Raw genomic sequence first — 20,527 nt, forward strand, 5'->3', positions numbered from 1 at the left:
GCGATCACCCGGCTTCTTTGGTGGGAACAGGAGCAACCGGCTCGCGGTTACCGATACGCACCAGCACGGGCACCAGGGCAAAGCCGAGCACCACGGCGAGGGTCCCGGCCAGAATCGCCATAGGCCCACCGCTGATGGCGCCATACACGTTTTGCTGGGCAGCCATCGCCACCACAATCGGGATATACACCGCCGCCCAGAAACTCACGCCTTGCTCTGACTTGCCGGTAAACAGGCCGCGTTTGCTCAGGTAGCTGCCCAGGCCGATCAACAGCAGCATGGCAATACCCACCCCGCCGACGTTGGCCGGGATACCCAACAGCTTGCCCAGCAGTTCACCCACCAACAGCCCTGCCAACGTGCAGAACGCCAAAAAAGCCACACCGTAGATAATCATGGTTGTTGTCCTCAAAGTGCTCGTTCGAAATTGTTGTTTTTGTGCTTCGAAAGCCTTGGGTACTGCGTTATCGGTGGCGGCGCTCCTCCTCTTGCAGCAGGGCCTGCAAGGTGTCCAGGCGGGCGCCTTCGCAGGCGATAACCGTGCCTTGTTCAAAAACACGGCGTGACAGACCGGTGAGCACCGCGCCCGGAGGCAGTTCGATTTGCAGGCGCACACCGCGCTCGTAGGCGCTCTGCACCGTGCCGCGCCAATCGACAACGCGGCACATATTGAAGGCCAGGTCGTCACGCAGTTGTTCGGGGTTGTGGATAGGTCGCGCGCGGGTGCTGCTCAGGTAAGTGATGCGCGGCGCCTTGAGTGGGACGAAGGCTTGGAACAGAGCCTGGGCGGGTTGCTCCAGCAACGGGCAGTGAGACGGCACGCTGACCGCCAAGCGCTTGGCGACACCGTTGCCTTTGATGCGCTCGGCAACCCGCTTCATCCCCTCGTTGCTGCCGGCGATGACGGTCTGGTTATCGGCATTGATATTGGCCAGGTACACCGGCGTTTGCGCGTTGTGGATATCCGCCAGCAGCGCTTCGACGCTGGACAGATCAGGGCCGATCAGCGCGGTCATGCCATAGCCCTGTGGATAAGCCTGCTGCATCAACTCGCCACGCAGGCTGACCAGTTTTATCGCATCAGCAAAACCCAGGGAGCCGGCGATCACCGCAGCCGGGTAGGCGCCGATGGACAGGCCCGCCACATAATCCGGCGTGCACGCCAATTGCCGGGCATGGGCCACGCCGGCGATCAACAGGCACAGTTGCACAGCCCGCGTCGATTCCAGCGCCTGCGCCGAGTCGAGCAGACGAACGTCTTCACCCAGGGCATCACTGGCCTCTTGCAGAATGTCGGCCGGCAACCCCTGGAGCATGCCGCTGCGTTGGGCGCCCTGCCCCGGAAACACCAGAAGGCTGCTCATGCCACGGTCTGCCAAGGGTCGAGCACAAGGTGCGCACCGCTGACGGTCTTGAGCAGTACACGGCGTGAGGGCCCGGCCCATTCGCGCAAGGCGACGGCGCCGAACGGGGTTTGCAGTTGCAGGTCGACGGCGCAGGGCGCGGTGTCCAGGATCGCCAACAACGCTTGCGCCTCGCTACGACCTAAAGGATTGGGCGTGCACAGAATCAAATCCAGGTCACTGTTGGCATGCAGCGCTTCAATGCCACTGGCCAATTCAAACCCGGCACTGCCGCTGACGCCCCAGTCTTGCTGCGCCAGCACCGGCCGCAGTTGATCGAGGGCCCGCAGCGCCGGTAAATCCCGTGGTGAGAGCACCTCGCGCAAGGCTTGCGGTACCACCCGCCGATGCACCGCCGCCACGGGCATCCGGGCGGCAAAACGCTGCTCACGCAAACGCCCACGCACACCGACCGCCACATGGTCCGGCTCGGCGATGGCACGCCGCACCACCACCGGATGCCCGGCACGGATCGCCTCCCGCACCCAGACCGGGGCATCGGCAGGCAGATGCGCCAGGGTCATGCCCCAGAGCAAGTCGTGGGCGTTCACCATTGCTCCCGCAACAGCTGGCGCACATGGCTGGAGGCGGCTCGGTTGGTGGCGCCGAGGCGTGAACTCAAGTCGGTACTGCCGATATCCTTGACCGCCTGCACCAGGCAATCGCTGACCCGCGCCACGTCATCCGCCGTGGGTTGTTCAATCCGGGTGACTGACAACGTCTCCCACAGCAATCCCAGGCTGGCATAGCTGTCGATGTCATAGGCCATCGGCGGCACGCTGGCGGCCAGGGTTTCCAATTCTTCGACGCTGCGCAAGGTCACCCGGGCGGCCGAGGCTTTGCCCATGGCATGCACCATCACGCCGGGGTCGCGCAGGGCAATCAGGCGATTGGCCTGGTAGCCGTGGGCGAGGAACGCCCCCGACATGGCCTTGCCCACCAGCAGGGCGATCACCGGGTGGCCGGCAAGCCGAGCGCGTGCGTAGCTGTCAGCCGCGGCGGCCAGGGCCTGATGAATGCCCAGGGCTTCTTCGCGGCGGCCATAGGCTTGGCTGGGTACGTCGACGATAGCGATGATAGGACGCTTGTCACCCCGGGCGATGGCTTCGTCCACCACCTTGGCCAAGCCCCAGCCTTCCAGCAGGCCGACTTCGCCATTGCGGGCGCGGGGGAAGCGGTTGTGCGGGTCGGGAACCACGGCGATATAGCGCACCGCCTGTTCACCCAATACTCCATCCGCCACTTTCAATGAGCCCGGCAAACCTTCCACCGGCGTTGCGTTGGCGCTCAACGCGTTGAACCACTGCAAGCCTCTCATGAGCGTTCTCCCTCATACAGCGCGCGAACAGTGGCCGGCTCGATTTGCGCGCTCGCGTCCAGTTCGGCCAGGCGTGCCAGGTAAAAATCAGCGCGCCGGCTACGCGGTTGTGCGGGTACACCTTGCTGCAACAGTGTGCTGACGGTCTGCTGGATCTGCGCCACATCGTCCGCCACATAACGGTCGGCCAAGCCGCTGTTGAAGCGTTGCTCGCCACCGGTAAGGCTCCAGATAAAGGGGCGGTCACGGGAGTCGTATTCCTCCAGGCCAGCCTCCTGCTCAATCACCTGGGGGCCATTCAAGCCCAGGCGTGCTTCGCGAGTGACCACCAGGTAGCTGCACAAGCCAGCCGCAATGGACATGCCCCCAAAGCAACCGACACTGCCGGCCACCACGCCGATCACTGGCTGATACTGGCGCAGGTCGACAATCGCCGCGTGAATGTCGGCAATGGCGGCCAGGCCCAGGTTGGCTTCCTGCAAGCGCACCCCACCGGTTTCCAACAGCAACACGGCGCAGGTGGGGATGCCGTTGCGGTTGTCTTCGGCGGCCAGCTCCAAGGCGCCCGCGATTTTTGCGCCGCCAACTTCACCCAGGCTGCCGCCCTGGAAATTGCCTTCGATCGCGGCAATCACCACAGGCTTGGCGCCGATGCTGCCCTTGGCGATCACCACACCGTCATCGGCCTGGGACACCACGCCTTGGCGGCTGAGCCACGGCGACATGACCCGCTGGAACGGGTCGATCAACTCGCGGAAGGTGCCTGCATCCAACAGCGCCTTGGCGCGCTGGCGGGCACCGAGTTCCACAAAGCTGTGTTTAGCGAGTAGGTCAGTCATGGCCGATCTCCTCGAAACCTTGCTCCAGGCGCAAGCGCACCACACCGGGCGTGGCACCGAAGTCGTGGATATCAATGTTCAGGGCCGGCGGCGTCTGCTCCTGGAAGATGCGTTCGAACAGGTGCTGCCAGCGTTGCTGCGCGCCATTGACCGAGGTTTGCACCTGGATGGTCAAGGTGCCGGGCGTGCCCGGCTCCAGCAGCACTTCCAAGTCGCCCGAGCCGACGCAACCCACCAGCGCACGGCCTTTGGGGGGCTGCCCGGCGGGGAATTCAAAGGACAAGGTTTCCATCACAACGCTCCGTCGAGGCGGTCGATAAACAGGCAGGCGGCCAACAGGTCGGCGGCGCCGCCGGGGGAGGCATTCAAGGCCAGCAGTTGCAGGTCCAGCTCATGCAGTTGGCGGCGTCCGGCCAGGGTTGCGCTGCCACCGGCGTCGAGCACGGCTTGGGCGCCCTGTTGCATGGTGGCCAGGCCTTCGGTACCGGCGCGGTAAAGCACGCAGGTGTCTGCCAGGTCCGTCATGATCGCCAGCAAAGCATCCAGGCGGGCGTTCTGCTCACCGGCGTTTTCGCGGCGGCTCTTGTGCAGTTGCGGCAGGCCGCGTTGAATCACCGAAGGGAAGCCGAGCTGGGCTTCTTCACGGGCACCGCGTGCGCCGTAGCGCTGCGCAACCTGGGCCCCATGGCTCATGGGCTGCGGGGCGAAGCGGTCGTTGAGCAGGGCCAGCTTGGCGGCGGTCAGGGTTATGGCACGCGGTTCCAAGGCCACCGCAGCGGTGAGCAACCCCAGCGCCCAGATCGCACCGCGATGGGTGTTCACGCCCTGGGTGGTGGCGAGCATGGCCTGCTCGCCTTCCCGGCCAATACGCCCGAGCGCCTCGCGCAGGGGCAGGCCGACTTCGCCGATGTCGAGCGCGGCCTCGGCCATTTCCTTGAACATCGGCCACAGCGACAGCGCCGAGGCGTGCATCAGCCCCAGGTGCAAATCGCTGTGGGCGCCGTTGCCGCGCCGGTCTACCAGAGCGGGTTTGGGCGACAAATCCGCTTCGTCGATCAGCGCATCCACGGCCATATCCGCCAGGCGATCGGCCAGGCTCAGTTCATGCTGTTTGAGCGCGCGCATTTACCAGCTCCTGAATTTGGCGGGCGGGTTGTAGAGGGCACCAGACCAGTCCACCAGGTCGGCCACGCTCTTGGCGGCCAACAACTCGCGGGTGGCGTCGGTGCGGCGAATACCCAAGTCTTCGGGCAAGGCAATCAAGCCTTCGCGGCGCATACGCGCAGTGTCCTTGGGGTTGTGGCGCATACCGATGGCGGTCACCCCGGCGACGGCGGCGATCATTGCCTGGCGTTCTTCCAGGGAGCGCGCCTTGTACAGGTAGGCGATGCCTTCTTCGGTGAGCAAGTGGGTGACGTCGTCGCCGTAGATCATGATGGGCGCCAGGGGCATGCCGCTTTTGCGGGCCACTTCCACTGCGTCCAAGGTGTCGACAAAGGTCGGTTTGCCGCCTTCCTGGAAGGTCTCGACCATTTGCACCACGAGTTTTTTGCCGCGTTCAAGCAAGGCCTCAGGCGCATCGTCGTGGCGCATATCCAGCCAGGCCGGTGTGCCATGACGGCGGCCCCGTGGGTCGTGGCCCATGTTCGGCGCGCCACCGAAACCGGCGAGGCGGCCACGGGTCACGGTGCTGGAATGCCCGTCGCCATCGACTTGCAGGGTGGCGCCGATAAACAGGTCCACGGCGTATTGGCCGGCGAGTTGGCAGAACATGCGGTTGGAGCGCATGGAGCCATCGCGGCCGGTGAAGAACACATCCGGGCGTGCGGCAATGTAGTTTTCCATGCCCAGTTCGGTGCCGAAGCAATGCACACTCTCCACCCAACCGCTTTCAATCGCCGGGATCAATGTGGGGTGCGGGTTGAGTGTCCAGTTGCGGCAGATCTTGCCTTTCAGACCCAGGGATTCGCCGTAGGTGGGCAGGATCAATTCGATGGCAGCAGTGTTGAAGCCGATGCCATGGTTGAGCGACTGCACATTGTGTTTTTCGTAGATGCCACGGATCGCCATCATCGCCATCAACACATGCACCGGCTTGATATGGCGTGGGTCGCGGGTGAACAGCGGCTCGATGTAGAACGGCTTGTCGGCCACCACCACGAAATCCGCCCAACTGGCGGGAATGTCGACGCGAGGCAAGTCGGTAACGTCGTCCACCAACTGGTTGACCTGCACGATGACGATGCCATCGCTGAAGGCAGCGGGTTCGATCAGCGCCGGGGTGTCTTCGGTGCTGGCGCCGGTGTAGATATTGCCGGCGCGGTCAGCCATGAAGCCGGCAGAAAGCACCACGTTGGGGATCAGGTCCACCACCAGCCGGGCGTAAAGTTCGATGTAGGTGTGGATCGCGCCGATTTCCAGCAGGCCGTCTTCCAGCAACTGGCTGATGCGCAGGGATTGGGTGCCGGCGAAGGAGAAATCGAGCTTGCGAGCGATGCCCTTTTCAAACAGGTCCAAGTGCTCGGAACGCCCGACACTGGGCATGATCATGTGCAAATCGTGGAGCTTGGCCGGGTCGGCCTTGGCCAGGGAGCGCGAAAGGAAGTCGGCCTGCTTCTGGTTGTTGCCCTCCAGCACCACGCGGTCGCCGGGGAGGATCAGGGCTTCAAGGGCCTCGACGATCTTGTCACTGGGCAACACCGCCCCGTCTGCATACTGTTTGACCAGCCCGAGCCGCCGCTGCTTCTCGTCGCGCCGCCGCGTCCAGCGCGAGTCGGGGGTGATGGTTGTTGTCATGGTCGCTCCACGGGGGGTTGCTGTCGTGGGGCTAACCTTAGGAGTGAAGCGCAAAGGCATCAATCAAGCTGGAGGACGAACCGTTACGCCTGGAGTAACGAAGATCAAACTGTGGGAGCTGGCTTGCCTGCGATAGCTGTAGGTCAGCTACTGAGATGTTGACTGACAGGCCGCTATCGCAGGCAAGCCAGCTCCCACATGGGTCGGTGGTGTTGGTTAGATAGCGGTCCCAAAGAGGGAACGATCAGTCCCTTTTTGGGACCGTTTCAAGTTGCTGGCGACTGGCTGATTTGCTCCAGTGCTCTATCGACCAGCAACTGACCCAGCTCGGCCATTTGCTGAATCCCCAGCATGATGGCGCGCTGGGAAGTGTCCAGGTCGAAGGCTAGGTTGCAGGTGAGTGCGTTGAGGGAGGACAGGGTTTCGCTGGCGTTGACCAGCAGGGTTTCGGTGTCTTGATGCGGGTTTACGGTGAAGAGGTTGGATGAGGAGGAGTTCGACATGGTATGCGGTTCCTGAATGTCTCATTAAGGAACGCCTTTGGTTCTAGGCGTTTTGTGCGCCTAAACAGGTTTCTCGGACTTGCACGTCCGTGTCACCGTTTTTTGCGATGACGGAGCGAAGACTAGGCGTGCGGACCTCTCACCACAAGTTCATGCATAGCCCAAAATCTTTCGGGAAAAATCCTAAGTCCACCTCCACCATCATCCTTCCGATAGGCAGCAAAGAATGCTCCGACAGGCTTTTCAGGTTGTTGCTCGGAACTCGCCTCTCTAGCCTTTTCCATCCGAATCGTGCCACGGGCAGACATCATGAATCCGACCGTTAAACCCGATGCAAGGCCATTGCAGAGCGTGATGCATCACATCACAATCATGCCATGATCGTTAGCTGGAAACATAAGGGACTCAGGGCCTTCTATGAGACCGGTTCAACCAGAGGCATCAACGCAAATCATGCAAAGCGCTTGCGCCGCGTTCTGCTCATTCTGGACAAAGCCGAGCACCCAGATGCACTGGACCTGCCCGGCTGGCGCTTCCATCGTTTGAAGGGCGACCTGCTTGACTACTGGTCCGTCAGCATAAGTGGTAACTGGCGCATTATTTTTCGGATGTTCGACGATCAGGTCGAACTAGTCGACTATCTTGACTACCACTGAGTAGAGGCATCGATATGGGTATGCACAATCCACCTCACCCAGGTGAGATCCTGCTTGAAGATGTGATCCCTGCCTTGGGCATCACCATCACCGAGATGGCGAGACGCCTGGGTTTCGCCCGTGAGACTTTTTCAAGGATCTTGCATGGCCACGCCCCGGTCAGCCCGGATCTTGCCGTTCGGTTGGAGCGCGCGGGCGTGAGTACCGCCCAGTTATGGTTGTCGATGCAAAGTGCTTATGACTTATGGCAGGCCGAGCACCGGGAGCAGCCAGTGATTGAACGGTTTGCGCGGATTGATTGAGACCTAGAGATGAGCGCAGCTCGTTGTGGGCGCTTGCCTGCTCCCACATTGGTCGGTGGTGTTGGTTAGGTGGCTGTCCCAAAGAGGGAACGATCAGCCCCTTTTTGGGACCGTTTCAAGTTGCTGGCGACCGGCTGACTTGCTCCAGCGCTCTATCGACCAACAACTGCCCCAACTCTGCCATTTGCTGGATCCTCAGCATGAAGGCGTGCTGGGAAGTGTCCAGGTCGAAGGCCAGGTTGCAGGTGAGCGCATTGAGCGAGGACAGGGTTTCGCTGGCATTGACCAGTAAGGTTTCGGTGTGTTGGTGGACTTTTACGGTGAAGAGGGGTGGATTGGGCGTAGGTTTGACCATGATTTACAGCTCCGATATGTGATGGAGGCTGCCCTCTTTCGCTTGCACGCAGATAAGGTGGCAGCCGTGCGCAGGTGTGCAAGACCGGGCATATCGGACCCCGGCAGATTCCGAAGATTCTCCCACGCACAGCTGTCATAACGAGTACGGCAGACATAAAAAAGGCCCGCTTGCAGGAAAAGTCTGAGCACTAGCCCATCACAACACCATCATCACCTTGACCTTCCCCAGGCCCTCCAGCGCATAGCTGTGGTACTCATACACTTCTCCCTGAATAACCAGCTGCAGGGCACCACCCTCATTATTGACTTGAACATCGGGCTCTTTTGTTTTGAGAAAAGGAGGGGCCGACACTAATGCGCTGAGTATTTCCTGATCACTTCCCAAATCCTTATGCACGTAATACCTGTAGGAAAACCCCACCGTCGCGCCACCTTGGCCATCTCGCGCACCATAGATCGACATACCGTTGCCCAGGGAATGCTTCAACACCACTTCATCCAGGTCCGGTGTTCCGGGCGACAGGACCCAACTGCCGCCGATATAGATCAGGCAGATCACAAGCAGGCAATTACGCAGAACAGGTATGAGGCGTTTAGTGACCTTGCGAAATGGCATATTCGATACCTCTTCTTATCCAATATTGGTCCCGTGGGTCATCACCAAAAGGCTCACCGCCCCACCATGATCCAAAATCCGGACGAGTCGTTCTGGCGACGGTTTGAGCCACACCGGCGGCTCGCAGCAACACATTTTCGGGAATGCCCAGAACCGTGCCCGTGGCACCGTAATTGAAGTTACCAAAAGCTTCGTACTGACGCCCCTGCTTCTTGTAGTTCCAAGGGCCGGCCGCACGGACCTGGGAGTAAAACCAGGAATAGGCGAATGCCGAGCCGGGCTTGAGATGAATGCGCTTGCAGTTGGAGATCGCCATGTTTTCAAGAATTGAAACACCGGGCGGCATTAACGGTACGGCCATTTGCGAGTCCTTGCTGGCAGTGAGGAGTGCAGAAACTAGCCACTCCACTGCGGCCTGAAAACCCGCCTATTCCCAATTCAGAACTCGCCTACAGCAACTCCATCCTATTCCGACATATCGCCCAGTAATGGTTGTCGATGCAAAGTGCCTATGATTTATGATCGTTCCCACGCTCCGCGTGGGAATGCATCCTGTGACGCTCTGCGTCACCCTTGTGCTGACTGGCGGGACGCGGAGCGTCCCCGGCGGCATTCCCACGCGGAGCGTGGGAACGATCAGTCACGATCAGTCAGGCCAGGCCGGACTCTACCAGCAGCGCTTCAAGCCCCATCAAATCGGGCACCTTCGCCACCTGCTCGCCCACTTGCACCGCCGCCAGTTCCAGCGGGCACAGGGGCACGTCCACGTAGCTCAATTCGCTATCGAGCTTGTACGAGCGGGGAATGCCCTGGATCACCAGAGCAATGAACTTCAAGGTCGGCCGCCCGCCCAGTGCATTCAACACCACGATGCGCGAGCGTTCGCCCGTCATGCTGGCTTCGCCGCAGGCCGCTTCAAAGCTGATCAGCGGAATCTGTCGATCGCGCCACGTGACCTGCCGCAGATACCACGGCGGCGCATCGCTGGCCGGTTCGCCGCGCTGGAAGTCGATCAGCTCGGCGACGGCGACGTTGGGCAGCACCAGGTGGCGGTCGGCCAGGGGCAGCAGCAGGCCGGTGAGTTGGCTGGTGCGGTGCTCAAGCATGGGACTTGCTCCAGTAGGCGATGCTCTCCAGCAGCACCGACTCTTGGTACGGCTTGCCGAGGTAGTCGTTGACGCCAATGGCCATGGCGCGGTCGCGGTGTTTCTGGCCGGTGCGTGAGGTGATCATGATGATCGGCAAGCGCATCAGGCGTGGGTCGTTGCGTATCTGAATGGCCACTTCGAAGCCGTCCATGCGCGGCATTTCGATGTCGAGCAGCATCAGGTCCGGGGTGTGTTCTTCCAGGATGGCGAGGGCGTCGATACCGTCCTTGGCGGTGAGCACGTTCATGCCGTTGCGCTCCAGCAGGCGGCTGGTGACTTTGCGCACGGTGACCGAGTCGTCCACCACCAGCACCAGCAGCGGGCGTTTTTTCAGTGGGTCGTTGAGGACCAGCGGCGCATCCACTGCCTGGGCCGGCAAGGCCGGTTGCCGAGCGCGGATGTGCGCCAGCAGGTCGATGATCAGCACCACATGGCCGTCGCCCAGGATGGTCGCGCCGGTCACGCCCTGCACCCCGGAGAATTGCGGCCCCAGGCCCTTGACCACGATCTCGCGGGTACCGGCCATGGCATCCACGTGCACCGCCACGCGGCGTTCATTGCAATGCACCAGCAGCACCGGCACAGGCTGGTACTGGCCCAGCAGTTTCGGGCGGCTGGCGGTGTGCAGCAGGTCGCCGAGGTAGAACAACTCGTAGCGCTGGCCGCCATATTCATAGTGCGCCGGGTCTTGCTGGTAGTGCCCCGCCAACTCGTGGGGCAGCACGCGCACCAGGCCTTCGATGGTGTTGAGGGGAATCGCGTATTGGTCGTCCGCGCAGTGCACCATCAGCGCACGATTGACCGACACGGTAAACGGCAGGCGAATGCGAAAATGCACGCCCATGCCCGGCGTCGAGTCGATCACCATGGAGCCGCCGAGCTGGCGCACTTCTTCATGCACCACGTCCATGCCCACGCCGCGCCCGGAAATCTGGGTGATTTTTTCGGCGGTGGAAAAGCCCGGCTGCAGGATGAACTGCAACACGTCACGGTCGCTGATCTCTTGATGGGGCGCGAGCAGGCCGCGCTTGATCGCCTTGCGTCGCACCGCTTCAAGGGGCACGCCGGCGCCGTCGTCGCGCATGTCGAAGACGATGTCGCCGCCTTCGTGGGTCAGGTCCAGGGTGATGCGGCCCTTCTCCGGTTTGCCCGCCGCCAGCCGCACTTCGCGCGACTCCAGGCCGTGGTCGACGGCGTTGCGCAGCATATGCTCCAAGGGTGCCGCCATGCGCTCCAGCACATTGCGGTCCATCTCGCCTTCGGCATTGCCGACGATAAACTCCACGTCCTTGCCCAACTCGCCCGCCACTTGCCGCACGATGCGCTTGAGGCGTGGCAACATGCGCTCGAAAGGCACCATGCGCGTGCGCATCAGGCCTTCCTGCAACTCGGTGTTGATACGCGCCTGTTGCTGCAGCAGGTTGTGGGCATCCTGGTTGCGGCGCTCAAGGGTGTCCTTGAGGTCGAGCAGGTCGGAGGCAGATTCGGACAGCGCACGGGCCAACTGTTGCAGCTGCGAATGGCGGTCCATTTCCAGCGGATCGAATTCTTCGTAGCCCAGGCGTTCGGCCTCGGCTTGCTGGCGGCTCAGGAGGCGGCCCTGGGTTTCGCTGTCGAGCCGGCGCAGCTGGTCGCGCATGCGCTCGATGGTGGTTTCCATCTCACTCAAGGCAATGCGCGCATCCTTGACTTGCTGCTCGATACGTCCACGGAAGATCGAGGTTTCGCCGGCGAGGTTGACCAGGTCATCGAGCAAGTCGGCAGAGATTTTCACCATGTCGGCAGCCGGATCGGCGACCGCTTCGGCCTTGCCAGCCGGCAGCGCCACCGGTGTGACCGGCTCATCACTGGGGTGCACCAGGCTCTTGATGCGCTCGATGAGTTTATCCACCGAACCCACCGGCAGACCCTCGGCCACGGCGTCGATCATCTGCGCCAGGCGGTCATGGCAGCCTTGCAGCAGTGCGAACAACTCAGGGGTCGGCGCGAGCAAACCGGCGGACAGCCCTTCGTAAAGAAATTCCAGCTCATGGGCCAGATCGCCGATTGGCCCGATCTCGACCATGCGCGCACCGCCCTTGAGGGTGTGCAGGTCCCGCAGCAGGGTTTCCACTTCCTGGCGATTGCCCGGCTCGCCCTGCCAGCGCACTAACGCGCTGCCTGAGCTGTCGAGGATATCGGTGGCTTCTTCGAGGAAGATATCCAGCAATTCCGGGTCGGCACCCGAGGCGGCTGCCACCGCAGCCGGCGCTGCCGGGCTGCTGGCCTGGCGCAACTCCCGCAACCTTTCGACCAGCTCGACGCCGTCACTCAAGGGTTGCTGCTGTTGCAGTTCGTCCAACTGTTGGGCCAAGCGTTCGTGGCTGGCCATCAGTGCCTGGGACAGCTCCACGGAATAACTGTAGCGGCGATCCACCAGCCCCTCATAAACGCATTCGAACTCATGGGCCAAGTCGCCCACCGGGTCGATTTCGGCCATGCGTGCGCCGCCCTTGAGGGTGTGCAGGTCCCGCTGCAACGAGGACAAGGGCGCGGCGTTTTCGGGTTCCAGCAACCAGCGCTTGAGCGACTGCCCGGCGCTGTCGAGGATGTCTACGGCCTCTTCAAGAAAGATCTCGACAATCTCGTCGTCCATCGCGGTGGCGTGATCCAACTGCGCAGTAGCCGCGCCCAACTCGGAGATACTCAGGGCGCGGCTGCCGTCGCTTTTGATCAGGCCCGTGGCGGACGGGTCCAAGGCTTCGTCCAGCAACTCGCGCAACGCCTGCAGACGTGCGGGCGCGGGGCTGATTTCCTGGCCGGCGGCCAACTGGTCGAGCATGTTGATCAGCGCGTCGTGGGCCTGTTCAGCCTCGTGGAAGAACCGGGCGCTGACCGCCAGGCTGCTTTCTTCTACCGCGCCATACAGGTCGAGCAAGGCCTCGCACAACGCGTCGATAGGGTGCAGGTCGGCAAGGTGAGCGCCCTCGCCCAACGTAGTCAGCTCGTCCAGCAATGCCGTGAGCTCCTGACGGTCGCCGGGGTGCTGCTGCCAGCGGCGCAGCAGGCTTTCGGCGTCGAGCAGGATGTCCATGCCCTGGGCCAGGAAGTTGGTGATCAAGTGCGGGTCACGCTTGACGCGCAGGCCGGTCGTGGGCGCGTCGAGCAAGGCGGCAAGTTGATGCTCCAGCAGGTGTTGGGTGCGGCTGATCACGCTGGCCGCACCGTGGATCGGTGCCAGGGGATTGTTGTCCAGGTCACGCACCCCGCGCTGGAACAGCCCCTGTGCCTCAAGCAACAACGCCACTTCGTCCTTGTCCAGCGGCAGGCGGTGGGCCTTGTACTCACGGGTGAGGTGATCCAGCGGGCGCGCCAGCTCGGCGATGGGCAACACGCCAGCCATGTAGGCGCTGCCCTTGAGGGTGTGCAAGGCGCGTTGCAGTTCATCGCTGACCTGCAGCGGCACCTGCTCGGCGGCCTGTTGCAGGAAGTGGCCGAGGCTGTCCAGATGGCCCTGGGCTTCGTTGCGGAAGATCTCCAGCAGCATTGGGTCATGGGGCTCGGTGGTCGACGTTGCAGCGCCACTGGCCAGGGCATGGGCACGGGCGGCCAAGGCGTCGGCTTCATCGCGCTGGCGTTGATCGTCGCTGGCAAAATCGGCGATCAGCTCCGGCAGCAGGGCCACAGTCTCATCCAACACCTGCTGCACCTCAGGGCCAAGGACTAAGCTGCGTTCCAGCACGCGATTGAGCAGGTTCTCCACGGCCCAGGCCAGCTCGGCCAGCACCAGGGCGCGCACCATGCGGCCGCTGCCCTTGAGGGTATGGAAAGCCCGGCGCATTTCGCCCTGGGCGGCTTTGTCCGCGCTGTCGGGCAGGTAGCGATGCAACACGTCGAGGACTTCATCGGTTTCTTCAAGGAAGACTTCGCGCAATTCATCGTCAATCGGTTCCTCGCCGGCCGGCGGCGGCAACAGGCTGCCTGGACGCTGCAAGGCCGGAGGGTTGAGACGTGATGCAGGGCTGGCCAAGGCATCGAATTGGGATTGGTTTGATACGGCCTCGGAGGACAGTGCCCCCTCGGGCGCGACCAGGGCCTGACGCCAGGGTTTTTCCACCGGCAGGTAGCCCAATGCATTCAAGCCCTGGGTGGCCAACTCCAGCACTTTTTCCCCTGCCGCGTCAGGGTCTTGAAGCATGCGTTCGAGGTAGTACTCCAGGCTACTGACCACCTCGGCAAAATGCGCCAGTTGTGTCGCCGAAGGGGCGGCTTCATTGACCATCAACTGCTCATCGACGTAGTCGGTGCAACCGCGCATCAGGCTCGCCGCACGCGGCAAGGGAATCATCGCCAGGGCACCACGTACCTGGCTCAGCAGCTCGGGCAAGGACTCCAGGCGCTGACGATCCCAATCAGCCTCAATGCAGTCGATCACCAGTTCCTTGGCTTGGCGCAGGCACTGGCACGACTCACGAATCACCAACTGATGGATCTGGGTCAGGTCGGTGGTGGGCAAGCGGCTGTCTTCACGGCTTTGCGGTTCGACAGTGCTGATCATCCCGGCCAACGTCGCTTCGACATACAGCAACGCACCGGCCACATCCATCAACACCGCGTCATTGGGTTCGCGCTGCCCCTGGACCAGGCTCAACACCACAGCGAGTTGGTCGATGATCACTTTGCGCGGCTGGCCGAAACCCAGTACCGCAAGGGTATCGGCGATCTGCCGCAGCGGCGCCAGCAAGGGGTCGAGGTCCTGGGTGTGCTGGCGATCACTGCGCACGAACAGATCCAGGCGCTCCTTGACCCGCACCAGCTCCTCACACAACGCGCCGAGCACCGAGCCCATGGCATTGCGATCCGGCCCGGCCAGCCGTGCACGTTCAGCGTCGACCACGGCGCTGTCGGGCAAGGCTTCGTCCAAGCCGTAGCGTTCCTTCAGGCTTTGCATGCGCGGCGTCGGCCGGGTGACTTTGGCGACGTAGAACAGCAGGCTCTTGAGCAAGTCGTCCGGCGCCGGCTGGTTGATGCCATTGATGCCTTGAACCAGCAAGCGCTTGAGTTGCTTGTCGCTGGCCTTGAGCAGGCTGCGCAGCGCCGGGCTGTTGGCGACCACGCCGGTGAGCATGCCTTCGACCAGCGCCGAGGTGACCTGCCACAACGGCAGCAGCGGCGCACCCTGGCACAGCGCTTCAAGGCGTGCGAACACCCGCGCCATGTCTTCCAGGTTGCTGGGGCCGTGGTCTTCACGCAGCAACCCGGCGAGGGCTTGTTGCAGCAGGTGGCGCCATTGGCGCAACTGCTCATGCAGATCCGGCGTGGCCCGTTGGGCCAGGGCTTGCTCAGGCAACGGCTCGATCGACAGCAGTTGCGGGCTGAACAGGCTGGTTTCCGATAGCAGGCTTTCACCACGGGCGCTGCGCAGGTCGTTGAGCAGCGGCAGCACCACCAGTGGCAGGTCGCGGCGGGCACTGTGCACGCGGTCGAGGTACAGCGGCAATTGGCCGAGGGCTTGTTGCAGCAGGCGGATACTTTCATCGCGCTGGCCGACGTGCCCGGCCTGGAGCGCAAGGGCCAGTTCTTCGATCTCTTCGGCCAGCAGCGCCGCGCCGTAGAACTCGACCATTTGCAGCGCGCCATGCACCTGGTGGATACCGGCCAGGCATTGGTTGAGGGCGTCGTCGTCAAGGGTTTCAACGTACGCGTCCAGCGCCGACCGGGCCTGTTTCAGGGTTTCGGCAATATCGCCCTTGACCCATTCGAGGGCCACGTAGTCGTGCCGATCAACCATAACTGCTCCGCTTAGAATTCATGAGTTGCTGGTATCTCACAAACAATGGAGATCCGATGTGGGAGCTGGCTTGCCTGCGATAGCGGTGGGTCAGCACTATATCTGTATCTGACAGACCGCTATCGCAGGCAAGCCAGCTCCCACAGTTGGACTGTGGTGTTCTTCAGGTCGTATTTCAATCATCGACCTGCTTGGGCGGCGGCAAGGTGAAACCCGATACTGACCTGCGCAACTGGCTGGCCATCTTCGCCAGGTTACCAATGCTTTCGGCGGTGGCGGTGGAACCCGACGACGTCTGGGTGGTGATCTGCTGGATCACGTTCATGGTCAGGGAAATCTGCCCCGCCGATGAGGTCTGTTGCTGCGCCGCGTTGGAAATACTCTGGATCAGCGCCGCCAGGGTTTTGGACACGCCTTCGATCTCTTCCAGCGCCACCCCGGCGTCCTGGGCCAGGCGCGCGCCGCGCACCACTTCCGTGGTGGTCTGTTCCATGGATATCACCGCTTCGTTGGTGTCGGCCTGGATGGTGCGCACCAGGGTTTCGATCTGCCGGGTGGCCGCCGAGGAGCGTTCGGCCAACCGTTGCACTTCATCGGCCACCACCGCAAAACCGCGCCCGGCGTCACCGGCCATGCTGGCCTGGATCGCGGCATTGAGGGCGAGGATATTGGTCTGGTCGGCGATATCGTCGATCAGGCTGATGATGTCGCCAATTTCCTGGGACGACTCGCCCAAACGCTTGATGCGCTTGGCGGTGTCCTGGATCTGCTCGCGAATGTTGTCCATGCCGTGGATGGTGTTGTGCACCACCTCGTTGCCTTTGTTGGCGATCTCTACCGAACGTTCAGCTACCGCCGAGGATTCGGCCGCGTTGGCCGATACCTGGTCAATGGACTGCGCCATCTGGTTGATCGCCGTGGACGCTTCGGCAATCTGCTGGGCCTGATGCTCCGATGCCTGGGCCAGGTGCATGGCGGTGGCCTGGGTGTCCTGCACCGCACCGGCGACCTGCCCGGCAGTGAGGTTGATGGTGGCGACCAGGTCGCGCAGTTGGTCCACGGAATAGTTGATGGAGTCTGCGATGGTGCCAGTGAAGTCTTCGGTGACCGAGGCGGTGACGGTAAGGTCGCCGTCGGCCAGGTCTTCGATTTCATCCAGCAGGCGCATGATCGCGTTCTGGTTGCGCTCGTTCTTCTGCGCGGTTTCATGCAGTTGGCGGTTGGTCTCGCGCACCATGACCAGGCCGATCAGGATGATCGAGGCCAGCGCCAGCAAGCCCAGCACGTAACCACCGATGGTGTCGAAGCTGCGCCCGCTGGCGAGGTTTTCAAAACCCGTGGCCAGGTGCGAGGCTTCATCGAGCAAGGTTTGCGACAGGTTAAAAATATTGCTCGCCGAGGCGCGCACCTGGAACAACTGTGGCGAGGTCTCGAGAATTTCATCCACGGAGCCGGAGACAAATTCGAACAGCTCGGCGATGTCCGCCAGCCGCGCACGGGCGTCCGGGTCTTCGACCTGGGTGATACGCAGGCCCGGGTTGCCGTTAAGCATGCCATTGAGCACCACGCCAAAACGGTTGGCATCGCGGCCAAAGGCATCGGCGGCCTGCACGGCGGTTTCATCCCCCGCCAGCACCGTGTTGACCGCCCCCAGGATACGTTCGGCCAGCAGCGACTGGCGTTGGGCCAAGGCAACTTGGCTGGCCGGGGCGCCGCGTTGCAGCAGGATATCCACGACCTTTTCCGACTCGATCTGCAGTTGCGGCACGGTTTCGGCCAGGGTCGCCGCCACCTGGTGCAACGACAATACGGTCTGCTCGCTGGCCAGGATGGCGTCGGTGTTTTTGAGCAGCGCCTCCCAGTCGGTCTGCACCGCCCGCATTTCGGCGCGCACCGCACTGGGCGCCGCCGGCAAGCCAGTTTGCGGGTCACCTTTTTTCAGGTAACCCCAGCGCTGGGCAAAATCGTTGCGCGCATCGCCCAGCAGCTTGAACGCCGCCGCTTTCCCGGCAGCGGCCTCGGTGGCGTTCTTGGCAATGCGCTGGGACAGCACGCGCAGCTCACCGGCGTGGCCGATGTACTGTTTATCGTAGGTGGACTGGGTGTTGAGGTACGCGAAGTTGGCGAACAGCAACATGATGAACACGATCAAGGCGATAAACAGCACGATGATCTGCGAACGGCTGCGCGAAGCGGCCTGGGGTTTGGGCGCGGTAGCGGTACTCATGCGGCAACATCCATGAAGCCAGGGGCCTGGGCCAGGGCGAAGGGGCTGAAGACTTGCCATTGCGGCTCGCCGTCGAACTGGCCCTGGATAAACGGGGCGCTCGAGGCGGTGCTCGCCACCCAGGCGTCCAATGGGAAATGCTGCATGCCTACCACCTCGTCTACCAGCAGCCCGACAAACAGGTCGTTGAACTCCACCACCAGCACCCGCCGTTGCTTGCGCGCCCTGGACAACTCAAGGCCCAGGAAACCGCCCAGGTCCATCACCGGCAGCAAGCGCCCGCGCAGGTTGGCCACGCCCTTGACCCAGGGTTTGACCCCCGGCATCAAGGTGCAGCGCGGCTCATGCAACACCTCGGCGACTTCGCCCATGGGCGCCACGTAGGCGTTTGGCCCTACGCGGAAGGCGATGCCGCTCCAGCGTTGCAGGCGCGTTTCCTGGGACGGCAGGTCCGCGGCCAGCAAGCGGCAGCGGCGGTCGATGTCCAGCAACAGCTCAAAGGCGGTTTGCGACTCGGTCATGATCGCAAGCCTTAGCCGGCCAGCACCTTGTTCAGGGTGGCAATCAGGGTCTCTTCATCCACAGGCTTGGTCAGGTAATCCTTGGCGCCCTGGCGTGCGCCCCAGATCTTGTCGGTTTCCTGGTCCTTGGTGGTGATGATGATAATCGGGATACCGTTGGTTTCTGGCTCCTTGGACAACTGGCGCGTGGCCTGGAAGCCGTTGAGGCCGGGCATCACGATATCCATCAGCACCGCGTCGGGCTTTTCCTGACGGGCCAGGGCCACGCCGTCCGCGCCGTTTTCGGCCTTGAGCACCTGGTGGCCATGCTTTTCCAGCATGCCGGTGAGTTTGTACATTTCAGTCGGCGAATCGTCGACGATCAGAACACGTGCCATGGTTTTCCCCGCTACATTGGTCGGCGCCGGCCCTCGTGAGGCGGCGTCAGTGTGCTTGTTCTACTGCGGCGAACCCAGGCACATAGGCCTTGATCGCCCCCAGCAGTTCTTCCTTGCTGAAAGGCTTGGTCAAAAATTGATCGACACCCACGATGCGCCCCTTGGCCTTGTCGAACAGGCCGTCCTTGGAGGACAGCATGATCACCGGGATCGACTTGAACGCCGGGTTGTTCTTCACCAGGGCGCAGGTCTGGTAGCCATCCAGGCGCGGCATCATGATGTCGACAAAGATAATGTGCGGGTGATGATCGACAATACGAGCCAGGGCGTCGAAACCGTCGATCGCCGTGATGACCTCGCACCCCATGTTCTTCAACAGCGTCTCGGCGGTGCGGCGGATCGTTTTCGAATCGTCGATCACCATCACCTTCAAGGCGTTGGAATGCTGTTCCATATCTGCTCTACCATCGCCACAGCGAATCGGTTTTCGGTGTGTACTGCCTGATGTTGCACAGGATGAACGCCGCAAGCCTTGGAATTCAAGGGCTGCTGCGCCGTGCCAGCCTTTTTAGCACAGTCTCCAAGCGCAATCTATCGAGGCACCCACCCAGTGGTTTTTCCTTGACCCACAACAGCCGCAGCGCCACTCTGACGCCACTTTTATGCGCCCCAATTTGCTAGAGGAAATCCCCCATGAGCGTTCGCGTCGGCATTGTCATGGACCCTATCGCCAGCATTTCCTATAAAAAGGACAGTTCGCTGGCCATGCTCCTGGCCGCCCAGGCCCGCGGCTGGACCTTGTTCTATATGGAGCAGCGCGACCTTTACCAGGGTGAAGGCGAGGCCCGCGCACGCATGCGCCCGCTGCAGGTGTTCGCCAACCCCGAGAAGTGGTTCGAGCTTTCTGACGAAATCGACAGCCCCCTTAGCGACCTCGACGTGATCCTGATGCGTAAGGATCCGCCGTTCGACATGGAATTTGTGTACTCCACCTACCTGCTGGAGCAAGCCGAACGGGCCGGCGTGTTGATCGTCAACAAGCCGCAAAGCCTGCGTGACTGCAATGAAAAGCTGTTCGCCACCCTGTTCCCGCAGTGCACACCACCGACCGTGGTCAGCCGCCGCGCCGATGTACTGCGTGAATTCGCCGCCAAGCATGGCGACGTGATCCTCAAGCCGCTGGACGGCATGGGCGGCACCTCGATCTTCCGTCACCGCGCCGGCGACCCGAACCTGTCGGTGATCCTCGAAACCCTGACCGCCCTGGGCACCCAGCAGATCATGGGCCAGGCCTACCTGCCGGCGATCAAGGACGGTGACAAGCGCATCCTGATGATCGACGGCGAGCCGGTGGATTACTGCCTGGCGCGCATCCCGGCAGCCGGCGAGACCCGTGGCAACCTGGCCGCCGGTGGTCGCGGTGAAGCGCGGCCGTTGTCGGACAAGGACCGCTGGATCGCCGCTCAAGTCGGTCCGACCCTGCGGGAAAAAGGCCTGCTGTTTGTCGGACTGGACGTAATTGGTGAGAACCTCACTGAAATCAACGTCACCAGCCCGACCTGTATTCGCGAGATCGACAATGCATTTGGTACGAACATCGGCGAAATGCTGATGGCCGCCATTGAGCGCAAGCTAAAAGCCAAGTGACATAGAACAGCCGGACACATACCAACATTGCGTTATCATGCGCCACC

At 62.3% G+C, this 20,527-nt stretch carries 21 protein-coding genes; 3 read left to right on the forward strand and 18 right to left on the reverse strand.

Annotation, left to right across the window (positions count from 1 at the left end):
• Positions 1–4 precede the first annotated feature (4 nt).
• The 9 genes from madL to BOP96_RS02970 form a co-directional block, all read right to left on the reverse strand.
• Positions 5–397, reverse strand: coding sequence for a malonate transporter subunit MadL (gene madL, locus BOP96_RS02930; protein WP_019817741.1), 393 nt, complete (start codon positions 395–397; stop codon positions 5–7).
• A gap of 67 nt (positions 398–464) precedes the next feature.
• Entirely contained in the window at positions 465–1,364 is a 900-nt protein-coding gene (gene mdcH, locus BOP96_RS02935; protein WP_058410813.1) for a malonate decarboxylase subunit epsilon, read from the reverse strand.
• Positions 1,361–1,957, reverse strand: coding sequence for a malonate decarboxylase holo-ACP synthase (locus BOP96_RS02940; RefSeq protein WP_019817743.1), 597 nt, complete (start codon positions 1,955–1,957; stop codon positions 1,361–1,363). Before BOP96_RS02940 ends, mdcH begins: the two co-directional genes overlap by 4 nt.
• Positions 1,951–2,721: a biotin-independent malonate decarboxylase subunit gamma gene (gene mdcE / locus BOP96_RS02945; RefSeq protein ID WP_038451835.1), complete on the reverse strand. Its 771-nt coding sequence runs from the start codon at positions 2,719–2,721 to the stop codon at positions 1,951–1,953. Before mdcE ends, BOP96_RS02940 begins: the two co-directional genes overlap by 7 nt.
• Positions 2,718–3,560: a biotin-independent malonate decarboxylase subunit beta gene (locus tag BOP96_RS02950; RefSeq protein ID WP_014720311.1), complete on the reverse strand. Its 843-nt coding sequence runs from the start codon at positions 3,558–3,560 to the stop codon at positions 2,718–2,720. The genes mdcE and BOP96_RS02950 overlap by 4 nt, the downstream gene beginning before the upstream one ends.
• Positions 3,553–3,852, reverse strand: coding sequence for a malonate decarboxylase subunit delta (locus BOP96_RS02955; RefSeq protein ID WP_014720312.1), 300 nt, complete (start codon positions 3,850–3,852; stop codon positions 3,553–3,555). Before BOP96_RS02955 ends, BOP96_RS02950 begins: the two co-directional genes overlap by 8 nt.
• Positions 3,852–4,685: a triphosphoribosyl-dephospho-CoA synthase gene (locus BOP96_RS02960; RefSeq protein WP_032902286.1), complete on the reverse strand. Its 834-nt coding sequence runs from the start codon at positions 4,683–4,685 to the stop codon at positions 3,852–3,854. The genes BOP96_RS02955 and BOP96_RS02960 overlap by 1 nt, the downstream gene beginning before the upstream one ends.
• Positions 4,686–6,356, reverse strand: coding sequence for a malonate decarboxylase subunit alpha (gene mdcA / locus BOP96_RS02965; protein WP_073451793.1), 1,671 nt, complete (start codon positions 6,354–6,356; stop codon positions 4,686–4,688).
• Positions 6,357–6,622: 266 nt separating this feature from the next.
• Positions 6,623–6,859: a DUF6124 family protein gene (locus tag BOP96_RS02970; protein ID WP_073451795.1), complete on the reverse strand. Its 237-nt coding sequence runs from the start codon at positions 6,857–6,859 to the stop codon at positions 6,623–6,625.
• Between the two features lie 377 nt (positions 6,860–7,236).
• Between BOP96_RS02970 and BOP96_RS02975 the strand changes: the two genes are divergently transcribed.
• The gene (locus BOP96_RS02975; RefSeq protein WP_056783018.1) at positions 7,237–7,515 is read left to right on the forward strand and encodes a type II toxin-antitoxin system RelE/ParE family toxin; all 279 of its coding nucleotides are present in this window, start codon (positions 7,237–7,239) and stop codon (positions 7,513–7,515) included.
• A 14-nt stretch (positions 7,516–7,529) separates the two neighbouring features.
• Positions 7,530–7,817 carry a HigA family addiction module antitoxin gene (locus BOP96_RS02980; RefSeq protein ID WP_020301914.1) on the forward strand — a complete coding sequence of 96 codons (288 nt, stop codon included), beginning with the start codon at positions 7,530–7,532 and terminating at the stop codon, positions 7,815–7,817.
• 115 nt (positions 7,818–7,932) lie between these two features.
• Here BOP96_RS02980 and BOP96_RS02985 read toward each other — a convergent pair whose 3' ends face one another.
• The 9 genes from BOP96_RS02985 to pilG form a co-directional block, all read right to left on the reverse strand.
• The gene (locus BOP96_RS02985) at positions 7,933–8,172 is read right to left on the reverse strand and encodes a DUF6124 family protein (RefSeq protein ID WP_060766834.1); all 240 of its coding nucleotides are present in this window, start codon (positions 8,170–8,172) and stop codon (positions 7,933–7,935) included.
• A 198-nt stretch (positions 8,173–8,370) separates the two neighbouring features.
• Positions 8,371–8,790, reverse strand: a complete 420-nt coding sequence (locus tag BOP96_RS02990) for a hypothetical protein (RefSeq protein WP_060766835.1) — start codon at positions 8,788–8,790, stop codon at positions 8,371–8,373.
• Entirely contained in the window at positions 8,768–9,151 is a 384-nt protein-coding gene (locus tag BOP96_RS02995; RefSeq protein WP_044269533.1) for a polymorphic toxin type 44 domain-containing protein, read from the reverse strand. Before BOP96_RS02995 ends, BOP96_RS02990 begins: the two co-directional genes overlap by 23 nt.
• A gap of 289 nt (positions 9,152–9,440) precedes the next feature.
• A complete protein-coding gene (locus tag BOP96_RS03000) occupies positions 9,441–9,896 on the reverse strand; it encodes a chemotaxis protein CheW (RefSeq protein ID WP_003195048.1) in 456 nt (151 codons plus the stop codon).
• A complete protein-coding gene (locus tag BOP96_RS03005; RefSeq protein ID WP_073451797.1) occupies positions 9,889–15,708 on the reverse strand; it encodes an Hpt domain-containing protein in 5,820 nt (1,939 codons plus the stop codon). The genes BOP96_RS03000 and BOP96_RS03005 overlap by 8 nt, the downstream gene beginning before the upstream one ends.
• A 175-nt stretch (positions 15,709–15,883) precedes the next feature.
• Positions 15,884–17,935, reverse strand: a complete 2,052-nt coding sequence (locus BOP96_RS03010; RefSeq protein ID WP_020301916.1) for a methyl-accepting chemotaxis protein — start codon at positions 17,933–17,935, stop codon at positions 15,884–15,886.
• Positions 17,932–18,456 (reverse strand): chemotaxis protein CheW, encoded by a 525-nt coding sequence (locus BOP96_RS03015; RefSeq protein WP_020301917.1) that lies wholly within the window; start codon positions 18,454–18,456, stop codon positions 17,932–17,934. Before BOP96_RS03015 ends, BOP96_RS03010 begins: the two co-directional genes overlap by 4 nt.
• Before the next feature lie 11 nt (positions 18,457–18,467).
• Positions 18,468–18,833: a twitching motility response regulator PilH gene (gene pilH / locus BOP96_RS03020; protein ID WP_014720320.1), complete on the reverse strand. Its 366-nt coding sequence runs from the start codon at positions 18,831–18,833 to the stop codon at positions 18,468–18,470.
• Between the two features lie 46 nt (positions 18,834–18,879).
• A complete protein-coding gene (gene pilG, locus BOP96_RS03025) occupies positions 18,880–19,287 on the reverse strand; it encodes a twitching motility response regulator PilG (protein ID WP_014720321.1) in 408 nt (135 codons plus the stop codon).
• Between the two features lie 239 nt (positions 19,288–19,526).
• Here pilG and gshB point away from each other — a divergent pair, with 239 nt between their 5' ends.
• Entirely contained in the window at positions 19,527–20,480 is a 954-nt protein-coding gene (gshB, locus tag BOP96_RS03030) for a glutathione synthase (protein ID WP_020301918.1), read from the forward strand.
• Positions 20,481–20,527: the final 47 nt, after the last annotated feature.

Origin of the sequence: Pseudomonas sp. FSL W5-0203, assembly GCF_001896155.1 — a bacterium.
Classification (GTDB): Bacteria; Pseudomonadota; Gammaproteobacteria; order Pseudomonadales; family Pseudomonadaceae; genus Aquipseudomonas; species Aquipseudomonas paracarnis.